We start from the raw sequence: 20,695 nt of genomic DNA, 5'->3' as shown, positions 1-20,695 counted from the left end.
GGGGCGGCGGAGGCCCGTCACAATCCTCGCCGCCGCCCCGCGCGCATGGCGAGCGCCGAGAGCCCCAGCGCCACGGCCACCAGCCCGAGCAGCAGCGTGGAAATCGCGTTGATCTGCGGCGACACGCCGAGCCGCACCTGCGAATAGATGCGCATCGGCAATGTCGTCGCGCCCGGACCGGCGGCAAAGCTCGCGATGACGAGATCGTCGAGCGAGAGGGTGAACGCCAGGAGAAAGGCGCTAGCGACCGCCGGAGCGATCTGCGGCAATGCGACGAAGATGAAAGCCTTGACCGGCGTCGCGCCGAGATCCATCGCCGCCTCCTCCAGCGTCGGATCACAACCGCGGAGCGCGGCGAGAATGGCGACCGTGGTGAAGCACATGGTGAAGGTCACATGGCCGATGACGAGAGTCGTAAAGCCGCGGCCGACGCCGAGGGCGACGAAACATGTCAGAAGCGCGAGGCCCAGCACCACCTCCGGCAACACCAGCGGCGCGTGAATCGCGCCGAAGAACAGCATACGCGAGCGAAAGGCGCCGAAACGCGCGAGAGCTATCGCGGCCAGCAGGCCAAGAGTTGTTGCGACCGCCGCGGACAATGTTGCCGCTGCGAGGCTGACTTTGGCGGAGTCGATGAGCCGATCATTTTCGAGCAGCGCAACATACCATTTCGTCGAGAAACCGCCCCAGACCGAGACGAGCCGCGAGGCGTTGAAGCTCATGACCGCCAGTATGGCGATCGGCGCGTAAAGGAAAACAAAGCCCGCGAGAAGAACCGAGCGACGCGCGAGACGGGAGGCCGTCGCCGTCATTGGCTCTCCCCCTCTTCTTTCAGCCGCGCGCGCTCCCACAGCAGCAGCGGGATGATCAGCAGGCTGACGAGCACGATGGCGGCGGCCGACGCAGCCGGCCAGTCGTGATTGGCGAAGAAGTCGTTCCAGAGGGTGCGGCCTATCATCAGCGTGTCGGAGCCGCCGAGAAGATCGGGAATGACGAATTCTCCCACAGCGGGAATGAAAACGAGAAGCGCGCCGGCGATGACGCCGTCCCGCGAGAGCGGCAGGGTGACGCGCAGAAACACTTGCGCGGGCGAAGCGCCGAGATCGGCCGCCGCTTCGCGCAATGTCGCGTCCTGCTGCTCCAGCGCGGCGTAGATCGGGAGCAGCATGAAGGGCAGATACGAATATACGATGCCAACGACGACGGCGCCGCGCGTGGCGAACATCTCGATCGGCGCATCGATCAAGCCAAGCGCGATCAGCGCATTGTTGATGAGGCCCTCATCTTTCAGGAGCGCGATCCATGCGTAGACCCGGATGAGGAAACTCGTCCAGAAGGGCGCCACGGCAAGGCCGATGAGAAAAGGTCGCCAGCGCTGCGCAGAGCGCGCCATGGCGAGCGCGAAAGGATAGGCGACGAGCAGCGTGACGAATGTCGCAATGGCGGCGATCGTCAGCGACGAAAGATAGGAGTCGAGATAGAGACTGTCTGTCGCGAGGGCGCGGTAGGAGTCGAGCGTGAAAGTCTGCGCCTTCGCCCACATTGCAGCGATACTGTCGGAGGGCGAAAAAGTCGGTTCATAGGGCGGCCGCGCCAGCACCGAATTGGACAAGGAGATTTTCGCAATCAGCAACATCGGCGCGAGAAAAAAGGCCGCGATCCAGACGTATGGCGCCGCGAGCGCCAGCCGCTGACTGACGGAAAGCTTGCGGCGCACGCTCATGCCTCCTCCCCGAAAAGAACGCCGGCGTCGGGCGCGATCTGGAGCCGAACCACATCGCCGATCGCATAGCGCGCCTCATGCGCCAGGACGCGCAGCACGACGTCGGGCGCGAGGCGCACACGCAACAGCGTATTTTCCCCGCGAAACACGAAATCCTCGACGACGCCAGAAAGGCCCTCGCCTTCGCGCGAGACGCCAATGCGTTCGGGCCGAAGGCTGAGAGTCGCGCGCGCGTCCTCCGCCAGCGGGCAATGATCGCGCGCGAGATTTCCGAATGACGTGACGAGACGGGCGCCGCCGCCGTCGCGCGCGATCCGCCCGTCGATGAAATTCGTCTCTCCGACGAAGCCCGCGACGAAGCGGGTCGCTGGCCGCTCGTATATGTCGACCGGCGAGGCGATCTGCTCCACCCTGCCCGCGCGCATCACCGCGATTCGGTCGGCGAGCGCCAGCGCCTCGTCCTGATCATGGGTGACGATGACGAAACTCGTGTTCGTCCTGCGCTGGATTTCCTTGAGCTGGAACTGGGTCTCCTCGCGCAGCTTGCGATCGAGGGCGCCGAGCGGCTCATCCAGCAGCAGGAGCTTCGGGCGCGGCGCCAGCGCGCGTGCGAGCGCCACCCGCTGTCTTTGTCCGCCGGAAAGCGCATTGATTTGACGCGATCCGTAAGGCGTCAGCTGCGTCATCTCCAGTAGTTCATTCACACGCGCGCGGATCGCCTCCTGCGCCTCGCCCTTGCGACGCAGGCCAAAGGCCACGTTTTCGAAAACGTCGAGATGCGGAAAGAGCGCATAGGACTGGAACATCATGTTCACAGGTCGCCGATAGGGCGGCACGCCCGCAAGATCGTCGCCGTTCAGCGTGAGACGGCCGCTGTCCGGCGTCTCGAAACCGGCGATGCAGCGCATGAGCGTCGTCTTGCCGCAGCCAGACGGCCCGAGCAGGGCGAAAAATTCACCGGCGCCGACGTCGAGCGACACATCATCGAGGGCGACGACGGCGCCAAATCTCTTCGTCGCATTGGCGACGGCGAGCAGCGGCGCGCTCAACCGCGCGCCTCCTCGCGGACAAATTCCGCCCGCCAATGGCGGACCATGTCGCCCTGCGCGGCGATGTCCTCGAGTGACGCGATCCGTAATCCGTCAATTGCGAGCGCCTCGATCTGCGCGCGCGTCAGCGGCCATGGTGGTCCGTCGATGCCTTGCGCCTCGTCACGCGCGCGGGCGATCACGAGCAGCGCGCCTCCCGGGGCGACAAAGGACGCCAGCGACCGCGCCGCGTCGGGCAGCAGCCTGTCCGGCAACGCCTGCAATGTGTAAAGTTCGTGCACGAGATCGAAGGCGCCGCGCCATTCCGGCGGCGCCTCGAAGAGATCGGCGACGCGATAATCGACCGCGCTTTGCGGAAAGCGCCGGCGCGCCCATTCCACGGCGCGCGGAACGAGATCGAAGGCCGTCACGCGCGCGCCGGCGGCCGCCAGCGCCTCGGCGTTGTCGCCGAGCCCGCAACCGACGTCGAGCGCGCGAAGACCCGCGAGCGAACGCCCATCCAGCCATTGCGCGAGCAACCGGTGCGGCGCCAGCCCCGCCCATGGCACGGCGGCCGGATCGTCGCCCGCGAGTTCGTAAACCGCCTCGAACCATTTGACGCGTTTGGGATCGGCGGCGACGCCGCCTTCGCGCTTGTGGGGATCGATCGCGTCGAGCTTTTCTCGCGCCCTCGCGCGGCGGTCGGCGAAATCGTCGCTCATGCTTTTGGCTCCCGCGCCTTCACGATCCATCGGCCGTTCTCGTCCTGCTGCTGATAGACGAGCGTATGACCGGCGTCGCGCAGTTCCTTCCATTGCGCGCGGGCGCCTGCAAGCTCGGCTTCATCCTCGCCGGAGAAGAGCAGCACGGCGCGTTCGCGCGGGGCGGCGTCGCTCTCGAGCACGGGCGCGATATGCGCTCCCTCGACAAAAAAGCGCACATCGGCGCCGTTGGGATTGTCGGCCTCGCATGTGAGATAGATCGGCTGCGTCTGCGGCGAAGCGTCGGCCTTCGTCCCGTGCGGCAGAAAGCTCTCCGGTCTGTAGGACCACAAATACTGGTCGAGCCGCCGCAAGCGCGCCTCGCTCGCCGCCTGGATAACGACGCGCCAGCCTCGCGCCAGAGACTTTTCCAGCAGCACGGGCAGCGTCTGCTCGAGCGTGCTATTCGTGTGATGGTAGAAGGCGATTTCGGGCATCTTACGAACAGCGCTCGGGCAAGATGGCGGTCGCCGGCCGATAGCCATGGCGAAAAACTTCAATGATCGGCGCGGGAGTCAGGACGGTGACGAAACGCGTCTTTTGCGCCGTTTTCGGCGCGCCGTACCCCGTAAGCGACCAGGGAAAAAGCGCCTCTCCCCACTTGAGCACTGGCGCGTTCGCATCTTCCGGTAGGGTTAGAAATACGCCATCAGGCAGGTCGGCGAGCGGCATCGAGCGTGTAATTTGATTGCCATGCGCATCGATACGCGCTGCTTCAAGCGCGGTGTCCATGTCGTCGGCGGATGGCGCCTTCGGTAACACAAATGCGTCGCGCCAGCAGTTTTGAAAAAGCCTGTAATGTGAATTGCGGCATTGCGAACACGGTCGATGACCCGCGGCGAAGGCCGTCGCCTCATCGGCGAAAAACAATGGCGTGTAGTGACCTGGCTTGTCAAAGGGCACACGCCAGCCCGTATCATTCGACAGCGAGCAGGCGATCCAACGCCGATTACCGCTTTTCCGCTTTCGGATGATCCGACCGTCTTTGTCGTGCAGATCGCCCCGGTTGCCCATAAGCGCCGCCCCTCGCGGGCCGAGGACAAGTTCGCCGAAAGGGGTAACGCGATTCCGTCGCGACCCCAGCGACGCTGCCTGTTCCCCACCAGCATCGCCCGCCATCGCCGCCCTCACCCCTCGTAATAATCGCGCACCAGCCGGTCGAGCAGGCGCACGCCCCAGCCGGCGCCCCAGCTCTGGTTGATGTCGCTCGCAGGCGAGCCCATGCCGGTGCCGGCGATGTCGAGATGCGCCCAGGGGGTCTTGCCGACGAAGCGCTTCAGGAATTGCGCGGCGGTGATGGAGCCCGCGTGGCGCCCGCCGGTGTTCTTCATGTCGGCGAATTTCGAATCGATCAACTTGTCGTATGCCGGCCCCATCGGGAAGCGCCACAGCTTCTCGCCCGTCGCGGTCCCGGCCTTGGTCAGCCGGTCAGCAAGCTCGTCATTGTTGGAGAAGAGGCCGCCATATTCCTGCCCCAGCGCGACCAGAATCGCGCCGGTCAGCGTCGCAAGATCGACGATCGCCGCGGGTTTGTGCTTTTCGATGACATAGGTCAGCGCGTCGGCGAGCACGAGGCGGCCTTCGGCGTCCGTATTGATGACCTCGATGGTCTGGCCGGACATGGACCTGACAATGTCGCCCGGCCGCTGCGCCTTCCCGTCGGGCATGTTCTCGACGAGACCCAGAACGCCGACGACATTGGCCTTGGCCTTGCGGGCGGCGATGGCGTGCAGCGCGCCGGTGACGGCGGCGGCGCCGGCCATGTCTCCCTTCATGTCCTCCATCGAGGCGGCCGGCTTGATCGAGATGCCGCCGGTGTCGAAAACCACGCCCTTGCCCACGAAGGCGATCGGCGCCGCATCCGCCGCGCCGCCGTTCCAGCGCAGCACCACGAGGCGGCTCTCGTTCTCCGAGCCCTGCCCGACGCCGAGAAGCGCCCGCATGCCGAGTTCCGCCATGGTCTTCTCGTCGAGGATCTCGACCTCCACGCCGAGCTTCATCAGCTCGGAGGCGCGACGGGCGAATTCAGCGGGAGACAGGACGTTGGCTGGCTCGTTGACCAGCGTGCGGGCGAGCACCACGGCCTCGGCCGTATGGGAGGCCTCGGCGATCAGCGGGCGCGCGGCAGCCGCGTCGGAGACGGCGAGATGCGCCTCGGTCGGACCCTCCTTGTCGGAATCGTCCTTCTTCTTCGTCTTGTACTGGTCGAATTTGTAGGCGCGCAGCCAGCCGCCGAGCGCGAACTGGGCCGCCGCGGCGGCGGCGTCCGCCGGCGTCTCCGGCAGCTCGAAGAGAATGACCGCGCTGGCTCCCTGCCCGACCTTCGCCGCCGTCTGGCCGCCGAGGTTAAGGAAGTCCTCGAATTTGGCCGGCTTTTCGGCCTTTTCCTCGCCCTCGTCGGCGCTGGCGACGCCGACGCCCATGATGACGAGGCGGCTCGCCGGCGCGCCGATGGGCGCCAGAATCTCCAGTGACGAGCCGGACTTGCCCTTGAACTTCGCGGCGGCCGCGGCGCGGGCGATCTGCGCCTGGGCGTCCTTCAGCAGCGTCCTGACGCGCTCCGCCATGGCCAGCTCGGAGCCGGCAAAGACCACCAGGGTGCGGGGACGCTCGGCGTCCTCGGGCGTGCGCAGCAGCGCCTCCGCCTCGTCGAAGGTCTGGACCTCATATTTGGCGTTGAGAGTCATGGCTGCCTCGTGGAAAGGAGATTGGGCGCCCGCCGGGCGCGTCGGGACATTGGTCGCGCAATATCCCGCCGACGGGGCCGGGTCAAATGGCGCCGCCAAATCGCCGCGATCGGGACGCAGAGAGAGTGGCGTGGCGCAAAAGCAACGCTCGCAATATGAATGTGTTGGGAGCGCCCGCGGCGGTCGGCCGGCGCTTGCCACGGCGCGGCGGAGCGTCTAGCCATCGTAGTCAACGCGCCCCGTCGGCGCATGGTTCAAGGGAAAGGATGGCGCCCGGCCGATGGCGACGAAGACGCGAAACTGCGCTCCGAACCTTCCGGCGAGCCGTCTCGCGACGCTTCCGATTCCCGGCGCCGGCGCGGAGGCCCTCGCATGATCGGGGTCACCATCACCCGCTATTTCGCCTGGCGCTTCATGCGCACCATACTGGCGATCTTCTTCACGATCTTTTGCCTGATGTTCGTCGTCGTCTTCGTCGAGATGCTGCGGCGGGCGAGCGACAATCCACAGGCCGGCGCGGGGATGGTGGCGCTGATGACCGCCATGAAGGTTCCCGCCGCGGCGGAGATGATTCTGCCTTTCGCCGTGCTCTTCGGCTCGATGGCGACCTTCGTCGACCTCACCCGCAAGCTCGAGCTGATCGTGGCGCGCGCGGCCGGCATGTCGGTGTGGCAGTTCATCACGCCGCCCGTGCTGACCGCCCTGCTCATCGGGGTGTTTTCAGTCGCTGTTTACAATCCCCTTTCCGCCTCCATGAAGCAGCGCTCCGACCAGATGGAGCTGGAGCTTTTCGGGGTGCCGGGGAGCCTGCGCATCGACCATGGCGTCTGGCTTCGCCAGCACGGCGTCGACGGCCTCGCCGTGATGCACGCCATGGGAACCGCCAAAGGCGGGACGGAGCTGACCTTCGTCAGCGTCAACATATATTCGCCGAACGGCGGGTTTCTGGAGCGCGTCGAAGCCCAGAGCGCCCGGCTCGAACCCGGCGTCTGGGTGCTGAACGGAGCCATCGTGAGCGCGCCGGGCGAACCCGCCCGGCCGGTGGCTTCCTATATGCTCGCGACCGACCTCACACCCGAGCAGGCCGCCGCGGCCACCACCCCGCCGCAGGGCACGCCCTTCTGGGAGCTGCCGGAAATGACCGCCCGCACGACCGAGGCCGGCCTCGACTCTACCGGCTACAGGTTGCAATTCCAGACGCTTCTGGCGCGTCCACTACTTCTCGTCGCCATGGTTCTCGTAGCCGCTAGTTTTTCATTAAGATTCTTTCGATTTGGCGGCGTGGCCAAAACCCTTTCGGGTGGCGTGGCGGCAGGCTTCGTGCTTTATATCGTTACCAAAGTCCTCTCGGATCTCGGCGGCGCGGGGCTCATCAGCCCGCTCGTCGCCGCATGGTCGCCTGCGCTTGTCGGGAGCATGTTGGGTACTCTCACCCTGTTGTATTCGGAGGACGGCTGATGGCTGAACGTCGCCAGCTCCGATTCCTCTCCGCTCTCCTCGCCAGCGCCTCCGCGCTCGCGGGCGCGGCCGCTCTTTTGCCGTCGCCCGCGCTCGCGGCGCCGAAGACGGGCGATGGCGCGCGCATGGTCGTCGAGGCCAAGGAGATGGTCTACGACGAAAAGAAGAACACCGTCACGGCCCGCGGCGACGTGCAGATCTATTACAAGGGCCGCCTGCTCGAGGCGGATCGGGTCGTTTACGACCGCAACACCTCGCGCGTCTTCGCCGAGGGTCACGCCAAGCTGACGGAGACGAACGGCACGATCGCCCGCGCCGAGCGATTCGACCTCACGGACGACTTCAAGCAGGGCTTCGTCGACAGTCTGCAGGTCGACACCACCGACAACACCCATTTCAGCTCGCCGCGCGCCGAGCGCTCCGGCGACACGACCACCTTCGACATGGGCACCTACACGGCCTGCGAGGCCTGTAAGGACGATCCGTCGAAGCCTCGCATGTGGCAAGTGCGCGCCAAGCGGATCATCCACGACAATGTCGAGAAGATGATCTACTACGAGGACGCGTCCTTCGAGATGCTCGGCACGCCGATCGCCTATGTGCCCTTCTGGTCGTCGCCCGATCCGTCCGTCAAACGCAAGAGCGGCTTCCTCACGCCGCAGTTCACCTATCGCTCGCAGCTCGGCATGGGCTTCGGCGTCCCCTATTTCTGGGCGATCGCGCCGGATTACGATCTGACGATCACGCCGACCGTCTTCACGCGCCAGGGCCCCTATCTGACCGGTGAATTCCGTAAGCGCTTCGACAATGGCGGCTTCACGATCCGCGCCGAAGGCACGCATGTCGGCGACCCCGGCGCCTTCGCGCAACCGCCGCTCGGCGCCGGCGACCGCAGGTGGCGCGGCTCGATCCACACTTTCGGCGACTTTGCGATTAACGACCGCTGGCGCGCGGGCTGGGACATCACGGCGCTGTCCGACCGTTATTTCCTGCAGGACTACAAGCAGTACAACTATCTGCTTCAGAACTACTTCTTCCGTGAAACGTCGTCGACGGCCTATCTGACCGGGCAAGGCCCGCGCAGCTTCTTCGACATGCGCGGCTACTACTTCCAGGGCCTGTCGCCCAACGACGTGCAGGCGCAGCAGTCCGTCGTCCATCCTGTCACGGACTACAACCGGGTTTTCGACATCGATCCGGCGAAGACGGGCGGCGTCGGCGGCCAGGTCGAACTCGACGCGAATGTGACGAGCACCTCCGCCCAGCTCGCCAATTACGAATCGATCAATCCGCGCCGCCTGGACGTCGTTTACGGCCTCTACAACGTCTGTTCGATCTATTCCCCGCTCATCGACAAGAACGGGAGCCAGTGCCTGTTGCGCGGCGTCGGCGGCGATTACCAGCACGCCACGATCAGCGCGAACTGGAAACGCAAGGCCATCGATCCGGTCGGCGGCGTATGGACGGGCTTCGCCTTCGCCCGCTTCGTCGGCAGCTATCTCGATTACGACCGTCAGGGTCTGTATCCGATCTACAGCTACGACCAGATCACCAACACCTTTTCACCGATCCCGAACGCCAATCAGGCGTTCTTCGTGAACGGGTCGGACAACCGCTTCCGCGGCCAGGCGCTGCCCGGCGTCGGCGCGGAATGGCGCTACCCGATTCTGGCGCGCAGCCCTCTCGGCAATGTCGTGTTCGAGCCGATCGTCCAGCTCGTCGCGCGTCCGAACCAGACGTCGATTCCGTCGCTGGTGAATATGGACGCGCAGAGCCTCGTCTTCGATGATTCGACCCTGTTTGAGTGGAGCAAATTCTCCGGCTACGACCGCTTCGAGACCGGCACGCGTCTGAATTACGGCGGTCAGGCGACGCTGTCGCTGGCGAACGGCGGATTCATCAACGCCATGTTCGGTCAGTCCCGCCAGATCGCCGGCAACAACTCCTACTCTACGGCGGACGCCGCTAATGTCGGCCTCAACTCGGGCCTCGACTCGCGCACTTCCGACCTCGTCGGCCGCCTCGCCTTCGCCCCCGCGTCATGGGTCAATTTTGTCGCCAAAGGCCGGTTCGACAAGGACAACATGCAGATGCGGCGGCTCGATCTTCTCGCGTCGTTCAATCTGAATCCGATCTCTGTCGACCTCCAATATGCGAATTACTCCGCGCAGCCCGCGATCGGCTTCGACGTGCGCCGACAGGGCATGTCCGCGGCGGGCCGTTACGACATCACCAAAAACTACTTCATGACCGGCTCCGTCACCTTCGACATGAGCCGCTACCTCTACAACCGGTATACTGAAAACCCGTGGCTTTATACGCAATTCACGGGCATCAACCTGACCGGCACCGCTCCGCTGTTCTCGGTGGCCGCGCTCGGAGCCGGGGTCGGATACCATGACGAGTGCACGACGCTCATGGTCAATTATTCGCAGATTTACCAGCCGCAGTCCTATACGGGCCTGCCGGCGCGCAACCAGACTGTGATGGTGAGCCTGAATTTCCGCACTCTCGGCGAAGCGCGGTTCAACTACGGCCTCGGCTCCGTTCTGGTGAACGACGGCGTGCGCACCGCCATTCCGCGCTGATCCGAGCCATTTGTACAGCCACGGGGCTCAAGCTGTGGTAGAAGCGCCACCACGCACAACCGCGCTCTGACGCGACAAGGAGAACTCGATGCGCCTTCCCATCTCTTTCGCCGGCGCTTCGCGCGCAATATTTGCCGCGAGCGTCATCGCCGGCGTCGTGCTGACGGCCCCCGCCGCGCGGGCCGCAAGCGAATTCTCCCCCGCGCAGAAAACGGTCATCGAGAAAATCGTCCACGACTACCTCGTCACCAATCCCGAGGTCATCAAGGAGGCGATCGAAGAACTGGAGAAGCGCCAGAAGGTTGCGGAGGCCGCCTCGCGCGAGAGGGCTGTCACCGAGCAGAAAGACAAGTTGTTCAACTCGCCGAACCAGGCCGTGGTCGGCAATCCGAACGGCGACGTCACGCTTGTCGAGTTCTTCGATTACAACTGCGGCTACTGCAAGCAGTCGCTTGCGACCGTCGCGAAGCTGATCGAGGGCGATCCCAAGCTGCGGGTGGTCTTGAAGGATTTCGCGATTCTCGGCCCCGACTCGGTCGAAACGGCTCAGATCGCAACCGCGGCGCGTCAGCAGCTAAGCCCCGAGAAGTTCTGGGAGTTCCACAAGAAGCTGCTCTCCACCCGCGGCCATATCGGCAAGCAGCAGGCGCTCGCCGCCGCCAAGGAAGTCGGCGCCGACATGGACCGGCTCGAAAAGGACATGGCCAAGCCCGAGACCCAGGCCGCGCTGAAGGAAGTCGTGGCGCTCGCCGAGCAGATGCGTTTCGACGGCACGCCGTCGTGGGTGGTCGGCTCCGAAGCGTTCGTCGGCGGCCTGCCCTACAACCAGATCAAGACGAAGATCGACAACGTGCGCAAATGCGGCAAGACCGCCTGCTGATGCGCTATTACAAAAAGTGCGCGCGATTTTCCCTCCGACCGCGCGACAGAATATGAAATGAGTGCGAAATTGGCGAACCCGAATTCGCCGATTTCGTTCGAAAGCCGTGTTGCGGCGGGCTTCCTTTGTGGCTGCAATAAGGCTAAGAGAAGAACCGCGTCGCGCTTTTTCAGGATGTGGGATCGTTCGAGAACGCAATGACAGTCGTCCATGTGCTCAACGGTCCCAATCTCAACCTTCTGGGCAAGCGCGAGCCGGCGATCTACGGATCGGCGACTCTCGACGATGTGCGGGCGATGTTGGAGGAACGATGCGCCGCGCGAGGCGTCTCGCTCGTCTTCAGGCAGTCGAATCACGAGGGCGATCTCGTTACCTGGGTTCAGGAGGCAGGACAATCCGGCGCGCCGATCATTCTGAACGCCGGAGCGCTCACGCACACCTCCATCGCCCTGTATGACGCGATCAAGGGCGCGAACGCGTCCGTGATCGAGGTGCATCTTTCCAACGTGCACGCCCGCGAGAGCTTCCGGCATCACTCCTATATCTCGCCGGTGGCGCGCGGCGTCATCGCGGGCTTCGGCCCGACGTCCTATCTGCTGGCCCTAGAGGCCGTTCTCGAAAACATCTGAGAAAGACCCGAGATTCCCATGGCGCGCAAAGCTCAAACGTCTCGAACCGCCTCGCGCAAGTCCCCGGCGCCGAAAGCCGCCCCGCGCATTGCGCCGGCTCCGACCGGCCCCGCGCCGGTCGTCGACCCGGAACTGCTTCGCACGATCGCGGAACTCGTCTCCAGCAGCGATCTGACTGAATTCGAGGTCGAGAAGGGCGACCTGCGCATCCGCGCCGCGCGCACGCCGATCGCGCCGCCGCCCGCAACATTGACGATCGCCGCGCCGCCGGCCGCCCAAACCTATCATGCGGCGCCGGTCGCTGCGCCAGCGGCCGCCCCGGCGGCGAAGCCTGCGCCGGCCGCCCCCGAGCCCGCGGCCGATTACGCCGACGCGGTGAAATCGCCGATGGTCGGCACTGCTTATCTCCGCCCCAACCCGGACGCCAAGCCCTTCATCGAGATCGGATCGCGCGTCGCCCTTGGCGACAAGCTGCTGCTCATCGAGGCGATGAAGACCTTCAACGACATCACTGCGCCGAAGGCGGGCGTCGTGACCGCCATTCTCGTCGAGGACGGCCAGCCGGTCGAATATGGCGAACCTCTCCTCGTGATCGAATAGGCGTCGCATGTTCGACAAGATTCTCATCGCCAACCGCGGCGAAATCGCGCTGCGCATCCTTCGCGCGGCGAAAGAGCTCGGCATCGCCACGGTCGCCGTGCACTCCACCGCCGACGCCGACGCGATGCATGTGAAGCTCGCCGACGAGTCGGTTTGCATCGGCCCGCCCGCGGCGCGCGATTCCTATCTCAACATTCCTTCCCTGCTCTCCGCCTGCGAGATCACGGGCGCTGACGCCGTTCATCCCGGCTACGGCTTTCTCTCCGAGAACGCGCGCTTCGCGGAAATCCTCGAAGAACACAACATAACCTTCATCGGCCCGAAGTCCGAGCACATCCGGCTGATGGGCGACAAGATCGAGGCCAAGGCCACGGCGAAGAAGCTCGGCATCCCCTGTGTGCCGGGCTCCGACGGCCCGGTTCGCAGCGAGAAAGAAGCGCTCAAGGTCGCCGAGAAGATCGGCTTTCCCGTTCTAGTGAAGGCGGCGTCCGGCGGCGGCGGCCGCGGCATGAAGGTCGCCCGCGATCCGCACGACCTCTCCATCGCCATAGCCACCGCGCGCACCGAGGCGAAGGCGGCCTTTGGCGACGACACGGTCTATATCGAGAAATATCTCGAAAAGCCGCGCCACATCGAGTTTCAGGTTTTCGGCGACGGCAAGGGCGAGGCGATCCATCTCGGCGAGCGTGACTGCTCGCTGCAGCGCCGCCACCAGAAGGTCTTCGAGGAAAGCCCATCCCCCGCGCTCAACGACACGCAGCGGCGCGAAATGGGCGAGGTCTGCGCCAGGGCGATGCGCGAACTGCAATACGCCGGCGCGGGCACCATCGAGTTTCTCTACGAGAACGGCGAGTTCTACTTCATCGAGATGAACACCCGCATTCAGGTCGAGCATCCGGTGACGGAGTCGATCACGGGCGTCGACCTCGTCTGCGAACAGATCCGCGTCGCCGCCGGCTCGCCGCTGTCGCTGAAGCAGGAAGACATCTGGTTCTACGGACACGCCATCGAATGCCGCGTGAACGCCGAGCATCCGCTGACCTTCCGACCCTCGCCCGGCCGCATCGCCTATTACCACCCGCCGGGTGGCGTCGGCGTGCGCGTGGATTCCGCCGTCTATCAGGGCTACGCCATCCCGCCGAATTACGACTCGCTCATCGGCAAGCTGATCGTGCACGGCCGCAACCGCACCGAGGCGCTTATGCGCCTGCGACGCTCACTCGACGAATTCATCGTCGACGGCATCGACACGACGCTGCCGTTGTTCCGCACGCTCGTCCGCAACGCGGATGTTCAGAACGGCGTCTACGACATCCACTGGCTGGAGCACTTCCTCGCGACAGGCGGGATCGAGCCGGGGTTCTAAACCGCACGGCGACCGCAAGCGACCATGCCCGCCGAACGACCACAAAGGTCTTCGGCGGGGCAGCCATGACAGTTTGAGCGCCGCGGCTGCAAAAAACCGTTGATCGGCGCTATCTTTCCGTCATGTCCAAACCCGGCGCCAATAGCGCAATCACTCCGCACCTTCTACTGCGCGCCTATTCCATCGGCCTTTTTCCGATGGCCGAAAGCGCCGAAGACGACCAGCTTTTCTGGGTCGATCCCGAGAAGCGCGCGATCTTTCCGCTCGACACTTTCATCGTCTCGCGCTCACTGGCCAAGACGGTGCGCTCGGACAGGTTCGAGGTGACCGTCGACCGGGATTTCGACGCGGTGATCGACGCCTGCGCCGCGCCGGCGCCGGATCGCGAAAAGACCTGGATCAATGCGGAGATCCGCCGCCTCTATCGCGAATTGTTCGATATGGGCTTCGTCCATACGGTCGAATGCCGCCGCGAGGGGCGACTCGTCGGCGGCCTGTATGGCGTCTCGCTGCGCGGGGCGTTCTTCGGCGAGAGCATGTTCCACCGTGAGCGGGACGCCTCGAAAGTGGCGCTGACGCATCTCGTCGCGCGGCTCAGGGCCGGCGGCTTCCAGCTGCTCGACACGCAATTCATGACCACGCATCTCGCTTCGCTCGGCGCGATCGAGATTTCTCGCGACGCCTATCACCGGGCGCTCGAGGAGGCTCTGACGGTTGTGGCCGATTTTTACGTCTGGTCTCCAGACCAGAGCGTGAGCGGCGCGCAGGCGCTCGCCGCCCTCGAGGACGGCTGATCAGAAGGGCAGCAGCGGATTTCCACCGGTCGGCTCGACAGGCGCGGCGGCAGGAGCATCGGCCGCGGGCTTCTTCCTCTTCTTTTTCCGGGCTGGAGGGGGCGCGGGCTCGGCCGGCGCCTCTCCGGGAACAGCCTCCGGCGCCGGAACGGCGGAATCGGCGGCCGCCGGCGGCTGGTCGGCGGGGCCGATCGGCTGGTTCTCCACCGGCGCGGGCGCCGCGGGCTCGACCTTGCGCGAGCGGCGCTTCTTGCCGGTTTCCGCGGCGGGAGCGGCCGCGTCGGGCGCAGCGGAAGGCTCGGCGGCAGCCGCAGCCGGGGCCGGCGCGCTCTCCTTGCCGCCCTTGCAGTCGACGAGCCACACGTCATAGACCGGATGCTCGACGCCGTGCAGGCCGGGGCTGGCCGCAAACATCCAGCCCGAGAAGATGCGCTTGGCCTCCTGCTTGCCGTCGGTCTTGGCCTGCTCGGGCTTGACCTCCGGCCGGCCCTGGCGCTCCGGTTTCAGGATCAGTTCATCGACCTCGACGAAGCTCGTGGTCTGCGGCGTCTCCGTCTGCGGGCGGGTGTTGCAAACGCGCGGCGTCACCTGCAATGCGCCGAACTGCACCGTTTCATCGATGGCGACGTCGAAATTGATGATGCGGCCCGTCGTCTTGTCGAGACCGGCGAAGGTCGCCGTCGGATGCCGAATCGGTTCGGCGACGGCGACGCCGGAAAGCGCGAGACCCGCGACGCCGAGCGCCGCGCCAAAACGAAAAGACTTGATCATCGATTCACCGCGCCACACGCGAGGGGCTGAGGAACACGCAGGTCACAGAAACAGGCAAGAAAGGCGTTTCCAAGGACGGCGGCGCTCAGCCCTCCGGGCGCCAGGCGACATAGTCGCCACCCGTCGCCGGGCGCTCGCCGGTGGCCAGCTGAGATCCCGGCGGGCGATAGGCGCGCGGCGTGCCGGTGAGGTTCTCCTGATGCGGGAGCTCCCAGTCCTTCGGCTTGTAGGTTTCCTTGGTCGGCGGCGTGTCCACCGTGTGATGCAGCCAGCCGTACCAGCCGGGCGGCGTGGCCGAACCCTCGCAATAGCCCTTGTAGATGACCCAGCGCCGCTCGATGCCGAGCGCCTTGTCCTTCTTGCCGCCGCGGCGGCGGTAATAGACGTTGCCGAATTCATCCTCGCCGACGCGCTCGCCATAGAGCAGCGTCCACAATCCCGTCGAAAGGGTTGCGCGGTTCCACCAGGTGAAGAAACGGACGATATAGGACATGAGAGTTCCGGCCTCTTGCTTGCAGCCCGCCAGTGTTGCGGCCGCCAGTCTTGGCGTTGCGCTCCTTATGGCGTCGCCGCGCGGCGGTGTCTAGTGTCGCGCGTCATCTACCTGCCGCGACGAAGGCGCCGAAGGCCCGGGGACCGTCGCCGGTCTCGGCCCTGCCCACGACCTTGAGCGTCTTCGCGTCGATCGCCAAGAGCTCGTTTGAAAACCAGTTTGCGACATAGACCGTCCTGCCGTCGCGGCTCGCGTCGATTCCTTCGGGATATTCCCCGACTTTCACGGTTTCCAGTGGCGCGAGGGTCGCGGCGTCAAAGACGCTGAGGCTGTCGCCATGCTGGTTGGCAGTGAAGATTCGCCCGCCCGCCAGCGCCACCGTATAGGGCCGGCTGCCGGTCTTCGCCGTCGCGACGACCTTGCGGGCGGCGATATCGATGACGCTCATGTCGTCCGATTCGACATTGGCCGTATAGGCGCGGGCGCCTTCTGCGTCGATGGTGACCCCAAAAGGATGCCTGCCGACGGGAATCGTCGCGACGCGGGTGAAGCTCGCGGCGTCGATGACCGAGACCGCATTGTCGTCGCGGTCGGCGACGAGGATCGTCCCGCCGTCCGGCGTCACGGCCACGCCGGAGGCCATCGCTCCGACGCCGACGCTGCGGGTCTCGCCTTTCTCGGGATCGATCTCGACAAGTCGGCGTCCATAGAGATCGGCGACATAGACGCGGCGGCCGTCCGCTGCGGCAGCGACGCCGAGCGGCCCCCCTGCGACGGCGATCCGTCGTTCGATCTTTCGCGCCTCCGCGTCCACAACGGTGAGAAATTTGCCCTCGGGGCTGGTCACGAAAGCGCGCGCGCCGTCCCGGCTCACCGCGATTCCGGCGGGCTTGCCGCCGATTGGCAGGCGGGCCAGCGGTTTCATCGTCGCGATATCGATGATTTCGAGCGCGTCCGCCCCCTGCGCGGTGATGAAGACTTCATCGGCGCGGGCGGGAGCGGAGCAAAGAAGCGTCGCGAAAGCGAGTCGCGCGACGCCATGCAGCGCTGTGCGTTTACGACCGCCCCGCCCCTTCCGCCGCATATGCGTCACTTCCCCTCCACCCGCGCCTTCAGCGCAGCGAGATTCGCCCGATGCAGCGCCGTCACTGCGGCCAGGGCCGTGTCGTCGTCGAGCCCCGGCGGCGGGTCGTTGAAGGGATGGCCACGGTAGAACCGGCCCTTCCATTCGGCCAGCGCCTTGCCGTCCGGGGCAGGCTTCACGGTCACGTGGGTCATGTAATTGATGGCGGGCAGGCGCTTCACGTCGTCGCGGTCGCGATGCCAGGCGAGCGTCATGCGCTCCGGGTCCCATCTCACGAGCGTCTCATCGACCGCGCCGCCGTCGGCCAACAGGAGCCTGCGCTTGCCCTGCTCCGGCGCGTTACCGCCGCTCGCCTCGACGCGTGCGACGCCGGGCAGCCAGTCGTAATGGGCAAAATCGCTTGCCACCGCCCAGACTTTTTCGGGGGTCGCGTCGATGACGATGGTTTCGACGGATTTGAGCGGGGCCGCGCCATGCGCGGCCCAGGAATTCGGCCCCGGAACAGGCGGCTCTGCGCCGGCGGCGAAAGCCGTTGCGGCCAGAGGGACGAACGCCGCCAGCGCGAAACACGCCGCGCGGCGCGACAGGCTGGACATTTCAAATCCTCCCGGCGGCCCCTCTCGCCCCGGCGTTACTTGCCCTCCGCCTTGGCCTTGAGCGCTGCGAGGCCGGTCTTGTAGAAATCCGACACCGCCTTCACGGCCGCTTCGTCGGAGAGCTCCGGCGGCGGATCGTTGTTCATGAAGCCGCGGTAGAAGGCGCCCTTCCACTCGACGACGCTCTTGCCGCCCTCTTCCTTGACCGAAATCGTCGAGGAGTAGTTGTTCACCGGGACGACCTTAACGTCCACATTGTCGATCTTGTAGCTGAGCGACTTGCCGGCCGCGTCGACCTTCGTCGCCGACTCCTCGATCACGCCGCCGTTCTTGAGCGTGATCTTGCGCTTCGCGCCAACGTCGCTGCCGCCCGTTCCTTCCGTCGAGGCGACGGAGGGGTGCCAGTTCAGATCCTGGAAATTGCCGACGATTCCCCAGACCTTGTCGGCCGGCGCGTCGATCTCGATCTTCTCGACGACCTTCTGGCGCGAGGGGCCATGCGCGAAAGCCGGGGCCGACACGACCGCGGCGGAAACGAGCGACAGGGCCGCAACGACGACAGCGCGGCGCGCAATCACAAAGGACATGGGAAATTCTCCTGAACCTGATCTGCCGCCGGTCGCGGCGGATTGCGCACATAAAGGGACTGGAAGGGGCGGCGTCAAGGCCGTGGAGGGCGGAAGCGGCGGCGCGGCCCCGCCCCTCGCAAGACGATGCGTCTCTTTCCGTCACACGCCCGTCTTACAGGCGCGCCATCTGCGCGCCATGCCCTATCTGCGCGCGCTTGCTTTCGCCCTCGCCATGTCGGCTGCCTTTGTTTTCGTCGTTCCGGTGCAGGCGTTGGCGCGGCGACGCGGCTGGGCCTTGCAGCATCGGATCCAGACGGGCTTCTGCCGGGCGATCTGCGCCATCATCGGCATAAGGGTTGCGGCCACGGGCGCCCTGCCCGCCCTGGCGCCGCGCTTCGTCGTGGCGAACCATGTGTCGTGGACCGACATCATCGCGCTCGCGAGCCTTCATCCCTTTGTCTTTCTCGCAAAGAGCGAAGTGGCGAAATGGCCGGCGCTCGGCTTTCTTGCGAAGCTTCAGGGCACTGTCTTCGTCAATCGCGGCGCCCGCGGCGAAATTCCGCGCGTCAATGCGGCGCTCGGCGACGTTCTGCGCAAAGGCCGCGATCTCGTCATCTTTCCCGAGGGCACGTCGAGCGACGGCGCGAATGTTCTGCGCTTCAATCCGGCGCATTTCGACGCTCTGGAAAAATACGACGGCGAGGCTGCAATCGCGCCCGTCGCGATTCTCTATGCTGACAGCGAAGGCCCGATCGACGTTGGCTGGTATGGCGAGATGACGTTCCTGCCGCATCTGTGGGATTTGATGAAACGCGGCGGCGCGCGCTGTCACATCACCTTTGGCGAGCCCGTCGATCTGCGCGGCAAGGACCGCAAGGCGCTCGCAATCGAAACCGAGACGCGGGTGCGAAACATGCTCTCGGCTGCGCGCGGCGATCAGGCCGCGCGGCGTTCGGTTCCGCTGAAATATTCGATGTAGCGCGCGTCGATCTCGGCGACGGGCATGACGACGAAGACGTCCGTGGTGTTGAACTTGATGTCCACCACCGCGCCGTCGCCGAAGCGCGCGCCCAGCCGCATGTAACCCTTTATCAGCGGCGACAGCGCCTCGCGCGCGCTCTTCACGTCGAGCGCGTCCTTCGGAAGCATCGCCATCGATTTGTAGAGATCATTGCGCGCCTTCACGCTCCAGACCCCGTCCGCGCTGGCGTAATGCGCGAGATAGCTCAACGCCTGCGCATGGGCGAGCGGGCTGACGCCGGGGAAACTCGCGCAGCCGATCATGACGTCGATGTCATGCGCCCGCACATAGGCGAGGAGTCCGCGCCACAAAAGCTCGATGGTGCGCTTGCTGCGATATTCCGCGAGAACGCAGGAGCGGCCAAGCTCCAATATGCGCTTGCCGGCGTGACGCGCGAGCAGCGGCTCGATGTCGTATTCGTCCGCCGAATAGAAGCCGCCGGCCTTCGCCGCCATCTCGTCGCGCAGAAGGCGATAGGCGCCGACGATCCTCGGCTTGACCTTGCCGCGACGATTCTTCGCGGCGTGATCGATGACGATCAGATGATCACAATATTTGTCGAAGCGGTCCGCGTCGCGGCGCGTGAAAGCCGTGCGCGCGTCGGGAATGGCGCCGCCCTCCTTGTAGAAGACGTCGTATCGCAGTCGCTGGGCCCTTCGGATTTCCTTCTTGCCGCGCGCGAGGCGCGCCTCGAGCGTCCCGAGCCTTCCAAGCGTCTCGTCGAGCTTTACTTTTTTAGCGTGAGGCTGTGTTGGTTGCGTCGAAGCGATGATCGTGCGGCCGAATCCGGCGTTGATCGTCCACATCCGCGTTTTTTCTCCTGCGAAGCGCAAGAATGAAAAATCACGAGTCGGCAACGCTTTTGTGACGCCGGCCTTTGGATGACACCCGTCGCGCGACAGCGTAAGCTTGACATCATGGAGAGAGTCGAATGGTTTGGGTGCGGGGTTTGAAGGTCTCGATTGCGATCTGCGGCGCCTTGTCTGCGACCGCCGTCCGCGCGGGAGACCCCGCCCCCTTCGCCGGCTGCTACGAGCGCATCTACGACGCAGCGCATCTTCAGGCGCATCGCGGCCAGATCGTGAGACATGTGAAGCTTATGATCGGGCCGACATCGGTTCCCAAGACGCCGGGCGACGAACGCCCGATCGTCGCCGACGCCAACCTCCAGATATGGGTTATCGGGAACAAACGCAGCTTCGGCACGCTCGGCGCCTGCTCGATGGAGAGCGAGGCGCTGACCTGCAACGCCTCCCTCTCGGCGGAGGAGACCACGCTCTGCAAGACGAAAGAGGACGGCGTGAGGGACTGCCGCCTCTCCATGGACGACGCCGGCTCCTTCGAGATCGCGCCCAAAGGCGACGGCCTCCTCGTCACCGTGAGGGAGCGGTTGGAGCTTCTCGGGCCGCCGGAGGGCGGGAGCTTCCTCTATCTCAGCCCCAATAACGCGGAAAATCACGCGTTTCTGTTGAGGCCGGCCCCAGAGGGGGCCTGCAGGTAGCATCCCGCGCTGAAATCTTTGCCTTGCCGAATCTCCGGCTTTCGTCGAGCCTGTTTTGGCGGATTAGGTAGAATTTTCCCCAATATCCACTATTTTCTCCACATATTGTCTGCCTGTTAATTCCCGACACAATATCTTGACGCGGT

At 65.2% G+C, this 20,695-nt stretch carries 22 protein-coding genes; 9 read left to right on the top strand and 13 right to left on the bottom strand.

What is annotated here, in order from left to right:
• Positions 1 to 17: 17 nt before the first annotated feature.
• The 7 genes from LG047_RS18755 to LG047_RS18725 all read right to left on the bottom strand — a co-directional run bounded on the left by LG047_RS18755 (position 18) and on the right by LG047_RS18725 (position 6,199).
• Positions 18 to 812 (bottom strand): ABC transporter permease, encoded by a 795-nt coding sequence (locus LG047_RS18755; RefSeq protein ID WP_227968200.1) that lies wholly within the window; start codon positions 810 to 812, stop codon positions 18 to 20.
• Complete coding sequence (locus LG047_RS18750; protein ID WP_227968199.1) at positions 809 to 1,723, bottom strand: ABC transporter permease; 915 nt, start codon at positions 1,721 to 1,723, stop codon at positions 809 to 811. The genes LG047_RS18755 and LG047_RS18750 overlap by 4 nt, the downstream gene beginning before the upstream one ends.
• Positions 1,720 to 2,772, bottom strand: a complete 1,053-nt coding sequence (locus LG047_RS18745; protein ID WP_227968196.1) for an ABC transporter ATP-binding protein — start codon at positions 2,770 to 2,772, stop codon at positions 1,720 to 1,722. Before LG047_RS18745 ends, LG047_RS18750 begins: the two co-directional genes overlap by 4 nt.
• Positions 2,769 to 3,473, bottom strand: coding sequence for a bifunctional 2-polyprenyl-6-hydroxyphenol methylase/3-demethylubiquinol 3-O-methyltransferase UbiG (locus tag LG047_RS18740; RefSeq protein WP_227968194.1), 705 nt, complete (start codon positions 3,471 to 3,473; stop codon positions 2,769 to 2,771). Before LG047_RS18740 ends, LG047_RS18745 begins: the two co-directional genes overlap by 4 nt.
• The gene (locus LG047_RS18735) at positions 3,470 to 3,949 is read right to left on the bottom strand and encodes a DNA polymerase III subunit chi (protein ID WP_227968191.1); all 480 of its coding nucleotides are present in this window, start codon (positions 3,947 to 3,949) and stop codon (positions 3,470 to 3,472) included. Before LG047_RS18735 ends, LG047_RS18740 begins: the two co-directional genes overlap by 4 nt.
• Position 3,950: 1 nt before the next feature.
• Entirely contained in the window at positions 3,951 to 4,526 is a 576-nt protein-coding gene (locus tag LG047_RS18730; RefSeq protein ID WP_227968190.1) for a hypothetical protein, read from the bottom strand.
• Between the two features lie 113 nt (positions 4,527 to 4,639).
• Positions 4,640 to 6,199 (bottom strand): leucyl aminopeptidase, encoded by a 1,560-nt coding sequence (locus tag LG047_RS18725; RefSeq protein WP_227968188.1) that lies wholly within the window; start codon positions 6,197 to 6,199, stop codon positions 4,640 to 4,642.
• 372 nt (positions 6,200 to 6,571) lie between these two features.
• Here LG047_RS18725 and lptG point away from each other — a divergent pair, with 372 nt between their 5' ends.
• From lptG to aat, 7 genes are all read left to right on the top strand, one after another.
• Positions 6,572 to 7,657, top strand: coding sequence for an LPS export ABC transporter permease LptG (lptG, locus tag LG047_RS18720; protein ID WP_036286856.1), 1,086 nt, complete (start codon positions 6,572 to 6,574; stop codon positions 7,655 to 7,657).
• Positions 7,657 to 10,245, top strand: a complete 2,589-nt coding sequence (locus LG047_RS18715; RefSeq protein ID WP_227968186.1) for an LPS-assembly protein LptD — start codon at positions 7,657 to 7,659, stop codon at positions 10,243 to 10,245. The genes lptG and LG047_RS18715 overlap by 1 nt, the downstream gene beginning before the upstream one ends.
• An 88-nt stretch (positions 10,246 to 10,333) precedes the next feature.
• Positions 10,334 to 11,125: a DsbA family protein gene (locus LG047_RS18710; protein WP_227968185.1), complete on the top strand. Its 792-nt coding sequence runs from the start codon at positions 10,334 to 10,336 to the stop codon at positions 11,123 to 11,125.
• A gap of 197 nt (positions 11,126 to 11,322) precedes the next feature.
• The gene (gene aroQ, locus LG047_RS18705) at positions 11,323 to 11,754 is read left to right on the top strand and encodes a type II 3-dehydroquinate dehydratase (RefSeq protein ID WP_227968180.1); all 432 of its coding nucleotides are present in this window, start codon (positions 11,323 to 11,325) and stop codon (positions 11,752 to 11,754) included.
• 18 nt (positions 11,755 to 11,772) lie between these two features.
• Entirely contained in the window at positions 11,773 to 12,354 is a 582-nt protein-coding gene (gene accB, locus LG047_RS18700; RefSeq protein ID WP_227968178.1) for an acetyl-CoA carboxylase biotin carboxyl carrier protein, read from the top strand.
• Positions 12,355 to 12,361: 7 nt separating this feature from the next.
• On the top strand, positions 12,362 to 13,720 hold the full coding sequence (gene accC, locus LG047_RS18695) for an acetyl-CoA carboxylase biotin carboxylase subunit (RefSeq protein WP_227968177.1): 1,359 nt from the start codon (positions 12,362 to 12,364) through the stop codon (positions 13,718 to 13,720).
• 122 nt (positions 13,721 to 13,842) lie between these two features.
• Positions 13,843 to 14,514 carry a leucyl/phenylalanyl-tRNA--protein transferase gene (gene aat, locus LG047_RS18690; RefSeq protein WP_227968172.1) on the top strand — a complete coding sequence of 224 codons (672 nt, stop codon included), beginning with the start codon at positions 13,843 to 13,845 and terminating at the stop codon, positions 14,512 to 14,514.
• Here aat and LG047_RS18685 read toward each other — a convergent pair whose 3' ends face one another.
• The 5 genes from LG047_RS18685 to LG047_RS18665 form a co-directional block, all read right to left on the bottom strand.
• The gene (locus LG047_RS18685; protein WP_227968168.1) at positions 14,515 to 15,285 is read right to left on the bottom strand and encodes a DUF2155 domain-containing protein; all 771 of its coding nucleotides are present in this window, start codon (positions 15,283 to 15,285) and stop codon (positions 14,515 to 14,517) included.
• Positions 15,286 to 15,370: 85 nt separating this feature from the next.
• A complete protein-coding gene (locus tag LG047_RS18680; RefSeq protein ID WP_036280886.1) occupies positions 15,371 to 15,778 on the bottom strand; it encodes an NADH:ubiquinone oxidoreductase subunit NDUFA12 in 408 nt (135 codons plus the stop codon).
• Between the two features lie 103 nt (positions 15,779 to 15,881).
• Positions 15,882 to 16,862 carry a YncE family protein gene (locus LG047_RS18675; protein WP_255679787.1) on the bottom strand — a complete coding sequence of 327 codons (981 nt, stop codon included), beginning with the start codon at positions 16,860 to 16,862 and terminating at the stop codon, positions 15,882 to 15,884.
• A gap of 5 nt (positions 16,863 to 16,867) precedes the next feature.
• Complete coding sequence (locus tag LG047_RS18670) at positions 16,868 to 17,458, bottom strand: SRPBCC family protein (protein WP_227968166.1); 591 nt, start codon at positions 17,456 to 17,458, stop codon at positions 16,868 to 16,870.
• 35 nt (positions 17,459 to 17,493) lie between these two features.
• Positions 17,494 to 18,045 (bottom strand): SRPBCC family protein, encoded by a 552-nt coding sequence (locus tag LG047_RS18665; RefSeq protein ID WP_227968165.1) that lies wholly within the window; start codon positions 18,043 to 18,045, stop codon positions 17,494 to 17,496.
• On the opposite strand from LG047_RS18665, the gene LG047_RS18660 reads away from it, so the two are divergent.
• Positions 18,044 to 19,006, top strand: coding sequence for a 1-acyl-sn-glycerol-3-phosphate acyltransferase (locus LG047_RS18660; protein WP_227968164.1), 963 nt, complete (start codon positions 18,044 to 18,046; stop codon positions 19,004 to 19,006). The genes LG047_RS18665 and LG047_RS18660 overlap by 2 nt on opposite strands.
• On the opposite strand, the gene LG047_RS18655 is transcribed toward LG047_RS18660, so the two are convergent.
• Positions 18,964 to 19,854 (bottom strand): GNAT family N-acetyltransferase, encoded by an 891-nt coding sequence (locus tag LG047_RS18655; RefSeq protein WP_227968163.1) that lies wholly within the window; start codon positions 19,852 to 19,854, stop codon positions 18,964 to 18,966. The genes LG047_RS18660 and LG047_RS18655 overlap by 43 nt on opposite strands.
• A 125-nt stretch (positions 19,855 to 19,979) precedes the next feature.
• On the opposite strand from LG047_RS18655, the gene LG047_RS18650 reads away from it, so the two are divergent.
• Positions 19,980 to 20,549 carry a hypothetical protein gene (locus tag LG047_RS18650; RefSeq protein WP_227968162.1) on the top strand — a complete coding sequence of 190 codons (570 nt, stop codon included), beginning with the start codon at positions 19,980 to 19,982 and terminating at the stop codon, positions 20,547 to 20,549.
• The last annotated feature ends 146 nt before the right edge of the window (positions 20,550 to 20,695 follow it).

Source organism: Methylocystis sp. WRRC1 (assembly GCF_020733155.1).
GTDB lineage: Bacteria > Pseudomonadota > Alphaproteobacteria > Rhizobiales > Beijerinckiaceae > Methylocystis.
Note: the sequence above shows the minus strand (reverse complement) of the source record. Positions and strands in the feature narration are given on the sequence as shown.

Excerpts from the sequence above, each read along its gene's own strand:
- LG047_RS18675 (WP_255679787.1), bottom strand. The coding sequence starts at position 16,862 with ATGCGGCGGAAGGGGCGGGGCGGTCGTAAACGCACAGCGCTGCATGGC.
- aat (WP_227968172.1), top strand. The coding sequence starts at position 13,843 with ATGTCCAAACCCGGCGCCAATAGCGCAATCACTCCGCACCTTCTACTG.
- LG047_RS18665 (WP_227968165.1), bottom strand. The coding sequence starts at position 18,045 with ATGTCCTTTGTGATTGCGCGCCGCGCTGTCGTCGTTGCGGCCCTGTCG.
- LG047_RS18725 (WP_227968188.1), bottom strand. The coding sequence starts at position 6,199 with ATGACTCTCAACGCCAAATATGAGGTCCAGACCTTCGACGAGGCGGAG.
- LG047_RS18685 (WP_227968168.1), bottom strand. The coding sequence starts at position 15,285 with ATGATCAAGTCTTTTCGTTTTGGCGCGGCGCTCGGCGTCGCGGGTCTC.
- LG047_RS18730 (WP_227968190.1), bottom strand. The coding sequence starts at position 4,526 with ATGGGCAACCGGGGCGATCTGCACGACAAAGACGGTCGGATCATCCGA.
- LG047_RS18655 (WP_227968163.1), bottom strand. The coding sequence starts at position 19,854 with ATGTGGACGATCAACGCCGGATTCGGCCGCACGATCATCGCTTCGACG.
- accC (WP_227968177.1), top strand. The coding sequence starts at position 12,362 with ATGTTCGACAAGATTCTCATCGCCAACCGCGGCGAAATCGCGCTGCGC.
- LG047_RS18650 (WP_227968162.1), top strand. The coding sequence starts at position 19,980 with ATGGTTTGGGTGCGGGGTTTGAAGGTCTCGATTGCGATCTGCGGCGCC.
- LG047_RS18715 (WP_227968186.1), top strand. The coding sequence starts at position 7,657 with ATGGCTGAACGTCGCCAGCTCCGATTCCTCTCCGCTCTCCTCGCCAGC.
- accB (WP_227968178.1), top strand. The coding sequence starts at position 11,773 with ATGGCGCGCAAAGCTCAAACGTCTCGAACCGCCTCGCGCAAGTCCCCG.
- aroQ (WP_227968180.1), top strand. The coding sequence starts at position 11,323 with ATGACAGTCGTCCATGTGCTCAACGGTCCCAATCTCAACCTTCTGGGC.
- LG047_RS18670 (WP_227968166.1), bottom strand. The coding sequence starts at position 17,458 with ATGTCCAGCCTGTCGCGCCGCGCGGCGTGTTTCGCGCTGGCGGCGTTC.
- LG047_RS18660 (WP_227968164.1), top strand. The coding sequence starts at position 18,044 with ATGGGAAATTCTCCTGAACCTGATCTGCCGCCGGTCGCGGCGGATTGC.
- lptG (WP_036286856.1), top strand. The coding sequence starts at position 6,572 with ATGATCGGGGTCACCATCACCCGCTATTTCGCCTGGCGCTTCATGCGC.
- LG047_RS18750 (WP_227968199.1), bottom strand. The coding sequence starts at position 1,723 with ATGAGCGTGCGCCGCAAGCTTTCCGTCAGTCAGCGGCTGGCGCTCGCG.
- LG047_RS18710 (WP_227968185.1), top strand. The coding sequence starts at position 10,334 with ATGCGCCTTCCCATCTCTTTCGCCGGCGCTTCGCGCGCAATATTTGCC.
- LG047_RS18755 (WP_227968200.1), bottom strand. The coding sequence starts at position 812 with ATGACGGCGACGGCCTCCCGTCTCGCGCGTCGCTCGGTTCTTCTCGCG.
- LG047_RS18680 (WP_036280886.1), bottom strand. The coding sequence starts at position 15,778 with ATGTCCTATATCGTCCGTTTCTTCACCTGGTGGAACCGCGCAACCCTT.
- LG047_RS18735 (WP_227968191.1), bottom strand. The coding sequence starts at position 3,949 with ATGCCCGAAATCGCCTTCTACCATCACACGAATAGCACGCTCGAGCAG.
- LG047_RS18740 (WP_227968194.1), bottom strand. The coding sequence starts at position 3,473 with ATGAGCGACGATTTCGCCGACCGCCGCGCGAGGGCGCGAGAAAAGCTC.